The following is a 6747-nucleotide window of genomic DNA, read 5'->3' on the forward strand; positions in this document are numbered from 1 at the left end:
AACGTAAAAAGGCCTTACATATGTAAGGCCTTTTTTGTGGTGTATAAGTTAGCGTGCGTAAGGGTCTGCAACTATTTTATCTATATACCATTTCCCTTTTTTACGAAGCATTTTAACGCTGCGCATATCATCGACTTTATCGCCATTAAAGTAGCCTGTAAAAATGAGGTTTATTTTGGCGTTATCGCCATATTGTTCGCGTACGCTCATGTTGGTCATATCGACTTCAATTACTACTTCATCGTATTGCAGGTTTACTAAGTTTCGGGCAAATTGTTTAGCAGTACCATAGGATTTCATAATTCGGCTGAGGTTAGGGGTGGCCATTGTGCTGGCTTTTTGTAAATCTTTTTGATTATACAATGCATCAAAGTAAGCGGTGGCTGTATCGCCCGGTGAGTCGCCCAGCGTTTGTACGCTATCGCCACAGGCGGCTAAAAATAAGCATACGATAAAACTTAAATAAGCTGTTATTTTTTTCATGTTGAATGTTTTTAATTAGTTTTTTTAAAGTGTGTGGTTAATTAAACAAGATGTAAAGCAGCACTGGGGAATAAATAGAAAATTGAATCATAAATAATAAAAAAGGATGCCATAAGCATCCTTTTAAGTATCTCAAGGAGAGAAGTTTACTGTACTAATTCTTGCTCGCTAAATTCTTCAGCAAACATTGGGCTAGACAGGTAACGCTCTGTGGCACTTGGTAAAATCACCACAATATTTTTATCAGCGTTTTCTGGCTTTTCAGCAAGGCGTTTAGCGGCAACAACAGCTGCGCCTGATGAAATACCCACTAAAATACCTTCTTTTTTCATTAGCTCATGAGCCATTGCAATAGCATCTTCGTTTGATACTTGCTCAGCACCATCAATCACACTTAAATCAAGGTTACCAGGAATAAACCCTGCGCCAATACCTTGAATTTTATGTGGACCTGGTTTTACTTCTTCGCCTGCAAGCGTTTGGCTAATAACAGGTGAGTTAGTTGGCTCAACTGCAATCGCTTTAACATCTAGGTCTTTTTCGTTTTTAAGGTAACGGCTAACACCTGTAATAGTACCGCCAGTGCCTACGCCTGCTACAAAAAAGTCTACTTTACCATCAAGCGCTTCAAAAATTTCTGGGCCGGTTGTTTCAAAGTGAATTTTAGGGTTAGCTGGGTTTTCAAACTGTTGTAATAAAATGTATTTTTCTGGATCTGTTGCTTGAATTTCTTTTGCTTTTTCAATTGCGCCATTCATACCTTTAGCGCCATCTGTAAGCACTAAGTTAGCGCCTAATGCTTTTAATAGTTTGCGGCGCTCTAGGCTCATTGTATTTGGCATGGTAAGTGTTAATTTGTAACCACGTGCTGCTGCAACAAATGCAAGGGCAATACCTGTATTACCCGATGTAGGTTCAATTAGTTCTTTACCTTCAACAAGCTGACCTGATTTTTCAGCTTCCCAAATCATTGATGCACCAATACGACATTTAATACTAAAGCTAGGATTACGCGATTCTACTTTAGCGTAAACGTTTCCGCCTGTTACGCGATTAAGTTTTACCAGTGGTGTATTACCAATGCTTAGTGAGTTATCTTCAAAAATAGTAGACATAATGTTCCTTTGGATACAATCTGATCAATGTGTTAATAGCCTTTGCTATTAACTATATAAATACACTTTACTGCGAGTTTAAAAAAACTAAAGTAAAGTTTGGCTATAACATATATCTATTGGGCTTATAACCAGCCGAAATAAAAATTAGTTATTATTGTTGCTTTAGTTATTAAAGATGCGGGCTCATTTTTAAATTTAAAGAGTAAATTTCGCCACGTAGTTAAAAAATGCTCAGAGTAGGCTAATTATTGCGATGTTTTTGTGTGTTATTTGCGCACATGAATATAACTTGAATACTTTTATCACACAATGCGCCTAAAACATGTTAAAAACACTCTATCTATATTCAACTAAGCAATCACAATGAAGTTAATCTTAAAATTAATTGCCGGTATTGTGGCCGGTATTTTGGTCGGGCTTTATGTGCCTCTCACAGGTGTTGAGCTTTTATTTACTGTTAAAGAACTTATTGGCCAACTCATTTCTTTTACCATTCCATTAATTATTTTATTTTTTATTGCTTCGGGCATTGCGGGCTTGCCTAAAGGGTCTGGCCATTTATTAGGTAAAACCGTTGGCTTTGCTTATAGCTCTACAGTAATTGCAGGTACGCTTGCCTTTTTATTAGTGAGTGCGGTTATTCCACTGCTAAGTGGCAATATTACGTTTGAAGCCGAAGTTGCCACTGAAATTGGCAGTTTTATTGATTTAGAAATTCCACCGCTGATGGGTGTAATGACAGCGCTTGTGACTGCATTTGTGTTTGGTATTGGCATGAGCCAACTTGAATTAGAAACACTTAAAAAAGTGTCTGATCAGGGTCGCGATGTAATCGATGCTTTATTATCTAAAGTAATTATTCCGGCATTACCATTTTACATTGCAGGTGTATTTGCAGAAATGACCGTAGCAGGTACCGTGGTAGATACATTGCAAACCTTTGGTGTAGTGCTTATTGCAGCACTTGTTATGCACTGGCTGTGGCTAACCGTATTATATGTTTCTACGGGGATATTACTTAAACGTAACCCGTTGGAGCTCGTTAAAAATATGCTTCCTGCTTATTTTACAGCACTGGGGACAATGTCGAGCGCGGCAACCATTCCGGTGTCTTTGCAATCAAGCAAAGCAAATAACGTAAAAGAAGATGTAGCAAACTTTACAGTGCCACTGTGCGCTACTATTCATTTATCGGGTTCTACCATTACGATTGTGACGTGTGCAATGGCCGTTATGTTTTTATCGCCAAGCATGGAAGTACCTTCTTTAATGGGGATGCTGCCGTTTATTATGATGTTAGGGGTAGTAATGATTGCAGCGCCAGGTGCACCTGGTGGAGCAGTAATGTCGGCGCTCGGTTTATTAACCAGTATGCTTGGCTTTAACGAAGGCGCTGTTGCACTTATGATTGCACTTTACCTTGCGCAAGATAGCTTTGGTACTGCGTGTAATGTAACAGGCGATGGTATTATTGCCCTATGGGTAGACCGTTTTAGCGAAAAAGCAGCGTCATAAAAAACTAAAGTACTGGTTTTTAGCAGTAGTAAAATAATGCTAAAAGATGAGTACACCTAAAGCGAAGCAATAATATTAGTTATTGTTTCGCTTTAACTGTGGTAATGTGGCAAATTAGATTGTTTGTCGCGTATTGTTAGGTTAATGAGGGTATTACATTGATTAATGTGCTTTTAGTTGATGACCATGAGCTGGTACGAACTGGTATAAAACGTATATTAGATGATGTACGTGGTTTTAAAGTGGTAGGCGAAGCTAAAGATGGAGAGGCTGCGGTACAGTTTTGTCGCCAGCACGCACCTAATATTGTATTAATGGATATGAACATGCCTGGCATGGGTGGCTTAGAGGCCACTAAAAAGATTTGTCGCTATTGCCCAGATGTAAAAATTATTGTGCTTACGGTTAATTGCGAAGACCCGTTTCCATCAAAAGTGATGCAAATTGGCGCGCATGGCTTTTTAACCAAAGGTGCAGGCTCTGATGAAATGGTTCGTGCTATACGTTCTGTTCATGCAGGCCAGCGTTATATCGCCCAGAAATTGCACAACAAATAGCCCTTGCGCAAGTAACAGGGCGTACCGATGAAAACCCTTTTCAAAGCTTATCTGAGCGCGAGCTACAAATTATGCTAATGATCACCAAAGGTGAAAAAGCTCAAGATATTGCCGAGCGCTTAAATTTAAGCTCAAAAACAGTGAACAGCTACCGTTACCGTATGTTTGAAAAATTAAACGTAGGGGGCGACGTTGAGCTTACTCATTTGGCTATTCGCCATAAAATGATTGATATAGACGTATCTCATTAATTTTTTAATTTATGTCTGAATTCGATCACGCCCAATTTTTAAAAACGCTATCAAGTGAACCGGGTGTATACCGTATGCTTGATAGTGAACAACAAGTTATTTATGTCGGTAAAGCTAAAAACTTAAAAAAACGGGTAAATAGCTACTTTAGATCTAATCTAACCGACAGTAAAACCCGTGTGTTAGTGAGTAATATTTGCGATATTGAAGTTACACTCACAAACACCGAAACCGAAGCCCTGCTGCTTGAAAACAACCTTATAAAAAAATATCAGCCGCGTTATAACATTTTATTACGTGATGATAAGTCATACCCCTATATATTACTTACCAGTCATAAACATCCGCGTTTAGCCTTTCATAGAGGCAGTCGCAAGGTAAAAGGCGAGTATTTTGGCCCTTTCCCAAGTGCTGGCGCAGTGTCGGAAAGTTTGCGTTTAATGCAAAAAATATTTCCTGTACGTCAGTGCGAAGATGCCTATTACCGTGCCAGAAGCCGCCCGTGTTTACAGTATCAGCTAAAGCGCTGCTCAGCACCGTGTGTTAATAAAGTGACAGAGCAAGAGTACGGCGAACAAGTTGATTATGTACGTAAGTTTTTAACAGGTAAGTCGCACGAAGTAATAGCCGATTTAATAAAAAAAATGGAAGCGGCGAGTAAAGACCTTAACTTTGAGCTCGCAGCTAAAGTGCGTGACCAAATTATGCTACTGCGCAAAATGCAGGAGCAGCAGTCTATTTCAGGTAATTTTGCTGAAATGGATGTGGTAGGTTTTGCGCACTTAAATGGATTAAATGGGATTCATTTATTAATGATCCGTGATCATAAAGTGCTAGGCAGTAAAACCTATTTTCCAAAAGTCCCTAAAGATTCGGGGCAAGAGGAAATACTCACTTCGTTTTTAGGGCAATATTATTTAGCGCCTGGTGCGACAGGGCGCATAGCAAAAGAAATTATTTTACCGTTCGAGATTGAAGAAAGTAGCGCATTAAGTGAAGCTCTTACGCAAATTAGTGAGCGCAAAGTATCGCTTAAAGTGGTTACCCGCGGGGAGCGAGCACAATACCTTCAGCTTGCCAATAAAAACGCATTAAACAGCATTACCGTTAAACAAAGTACGCAAGACTCTATAAATAAACGTTATGCACAATTAAAAGCGACCCTAGGCTTAGATGATATAAACAGAATGGAATGTTTTGATATCAGCCATACCATGGGGGAGAACACAGTAGCCAGTTGTGTAGTATTTGATTCGCAAGGGCCAAATAACAAAGAGTACAGACGCTACAACGTAACGGGTATAACCGGCGGTGATGATTACGCGGCAATGGAGTTTGCACTGAACAAACGCTACAACAAAGTAGTAGATGAAGACAAAATTCCTGACGTTATATTCATTGACGGTGGTAAAGGGCAACTAGGCCGTGCAGAGCAGTATTTTGCCACGTGGCCACATGCTAAAATGCCGCTGTTAGTCGGTGTAGCAAAAGGCACAAGCAGAAAGCCAGGCCTTGAAACCTTATTAATTGATGGCGGGCGAAAAACGATTCCTATGGATTCGGATGCGCCAGCACTACATTTAATCCAGCATATTCGCGATGAGTCGCACCGATTTGCTATTGCAGGGCACCGTAATAAGCGCCAAAAACAGCGCACGCAATCATTATTAGAAGAGATCAACGGAGTAGGTTCTAAGCGCCGCCAAACATTATTAAAATATTTAGGGGGCATGCAAGGGGTAAAAGCTGCTAATATAGAACAGTTAAAGAAAGTTCCTGGGATCAGTCCTGACATGGCTGAGAAGATATTTAACCATTTGCATGACAAGGGCTAGCCCTTCATGCGAATATAGAAAAAAAGACATATCCAAGTAGTTATGTGGAATATTCCAAACACACTCACAACCTTTAGACTTTTTCTTATCCCCATATTTTTGGTGATATTTTACTTGCCTTATAGCTGGGCGTTTTTTGCTGCCGCTTTTATTTTTTGGCTTGCATCAATCACCGATATACTTGATGGCTATTTAGCACGAAAGCTAGAGCAATCTACGCCTTTTGGTGCGTTTTTAGACCCTGTAGCCGATAAGGTTATGGTGTGTGCTGCACTTGTTGCGCTCTCTGATCATTATCAGTCTATGTATATGACGATTCCGGCCCTTATTATTATTAGCCGTGAAATAGTGATATCTGCATTACGTGAATGGATGGCCGAACAAGGCAAACGTGGAAACGTTGCAGTATCAAATATGGGCAAAATAAAAACCGCGGCGCAAATGCTGGCGATTATTGGCCTAATTTGGCAATACGATACGTGGATGATCTATTTAAGTTTTGCTTTATTGTATATAGCCACCTATTTAACACTGAGCTCTATGGTGCAATATTTAATGGCTGCATGGAGTGAATTGACCAAAAATTGATTGTAAACGTCTAATAACGCACCGTTTTAGATAAAAAATAATCAAACAGTTCAAAAGTGGCATTTTTTGTGTTGACGCGTTTAATAATCTCTGTAGAATGCGTCCGTGTTGAGAGGGCATAGCCCCTAAGATAAAGAAAACCAAAGTTACTTAGTTAGCAGCGTAAACATCGCAAGATGTTGAATAACGCAGATAATTAAATAATAATGCGGCACTAGCTCAGTTGGTAGAGCGCGACCTTGCCAAGGTCGAGGTCACGAGTTCGAGCCTCGTGTGCCGCTCCAAGTTTTCATTAGGTTGTCCAACGGTTTGGCGGAATGGCAGAGTGGCCATGCAGCGGATTGCAAATCCGTCCACCTCGGTTCGACTCCGGGTTCCGCCTCCATTCAACACTCCACAT

The 6747-nt window shown here is 40.1% G+C and carries 5 protein-coding genes, 2 tRNA genes and 1 pseudogene; 6 read left to right on the top strand and 2 right to left on the bottom strand.

Translation table 11 applies throughout. The annotated features are described in order from the left end of the window. Positions 1-48: 48 nt before the first annotated feature. Together PAT01_RS16370 and cysK are read right to left on the bottom strand one after the other, a co-directional pair. Positions 49-483 (bottom strand): hypothetical protein, encoded by a 435-nt coding sequence (locus PAT01_RS16370; protein ID WP_029773124.1) that lies wholly within the window; start codon positions 481-483, stop codon positions 49-51. Between the two features lie 146 nt (positions 484-629). After that, a complete protein-coding gene (gene cysK / locus PAT01_RS16375) occupies positions 630-1598 on the bottom strand; it encodes a cysteine synthase A (protein ID WP_154945841.1) in 969 nt (322 codons plus the stop codon). A gap of 366 nt (positions 1599-1964) precedes the next feature. On the opposite strand from cysK, the gene PAT01_RS16380 reads away from it, so the two are divergent. The 6 genes and pseudogenes from PAT01_RS16380 to PAT01_RS16405 all read left to right on the top strand — a co-directional run bounded on the left by PAT01_RS16380 (position 1965) and on the right by PAT01_RS16405 (position 6732). Then, complete coding sequence (locus PAT01_RS16380; RefSeq protein WP_024033649.1) at positions 1965-3116, top strand: dicarboxylate/amino acid:cation symporter; 1152 nt, start codon at positions 1965-1967, stop codon at positions 3114-3116. A 158-nt stretch (positions 3117-3274) separates the two neighbouring features. Beyond that, positions 3275-3924, top strand: a pseudogene (uvrY, locus tag PAT01_RS16385) (UvrY/SirA/GacA family response regulator transcription factor). 11 nt (positions 3925-3935) lie between these two features. Then, positions 3936-5759 carry an excinuclease ABC subunit UvrC gene (gene uvrC, locus PAT01_RS16390; protein ID WP_154945842.1) on the top strand — a complete coding sequence of 608 codons (1824 nt, stop codon included), beginning with the start codon at positions 3936-3938 and terminating at the stop codon, positions 5757-5759. Positions 5760-5801: 42 nt separating this feature from the next. Next, the gene (pgsA, locus tag PAT01_RS16395) at positions 5802-6347 is read left to right on the top strand and encodes a CDP-diacylglycerol--glycerol-3-phosphate 3-phosphatidyltransferase (RefSeq protein ID WP_024033647.1); all 546 of its coding nucleotides are present in this window, start codon (positions 5802-5804) and stop codon (positions 6345-6347) included. 208 nt (positions 6348-6555) lie between these two features. Further along, positions 6556-6631 (top strand) — tRNA-Gly (locus PAT01_RS16400). Between the two features lie 27 nt (positions 6632-6658). After that, positions 6659-6732, top strand: a tRNA-Cys gene (locus tag PAT01_RS16405). The last annotated feature ends 15 nt before the right edge of the window (positions 6733-6747 follow it).

It is taken from the genome of Pseudoalteromonas atlantica (assembly GCA_007988745.1).
GTDB lineage: Bacteria > Pseudomonadota > Gammaproteobacteria > Enterobacterales > Alteromonadaceae > Pseudoalteromonas > Pseudoalteromonas atlantica.

What these genes read in the sequence shown, in the direction of transcription:
- PAT01_RS16370 (WP_029773124.1), bottom strand. Translation starts at nt 483, where the DNA reads ATGAAAAAAATAACAGCTTATTTAAGTTTTATCGTATGCTTATTTTTA.
- cysK (WP_154945841.1), bottom strand. Translation starts at nt 1,598, where the DNA reads ATGTCTACTATTTTTGAAGATAACTCACTAAGCATTGGTAATACACCA.
- PAT01_RS16380 (WP_024033649.1), top strand. Translation starts at nt 1,965, where the DNA reads ATGAAGTTAATCTTAAAATTAATTGCCGGTATTGTGGCCGGTATTTTG.
- uvrC (WP_154945842.1), top strand. Translation starts at nt 3,936, where the DNA reads ATGTCTGAATTCGATCACGCCCAATTTTTAAAAACGCTATCAAGTGAA.
- pgsA (WP_024033647.1), top strand. Translation starts at nt 5,802, where the DNA reads ATGTGGAATATTCCAAACACACTCACAACCTTTAGACTTTTTCTTATC.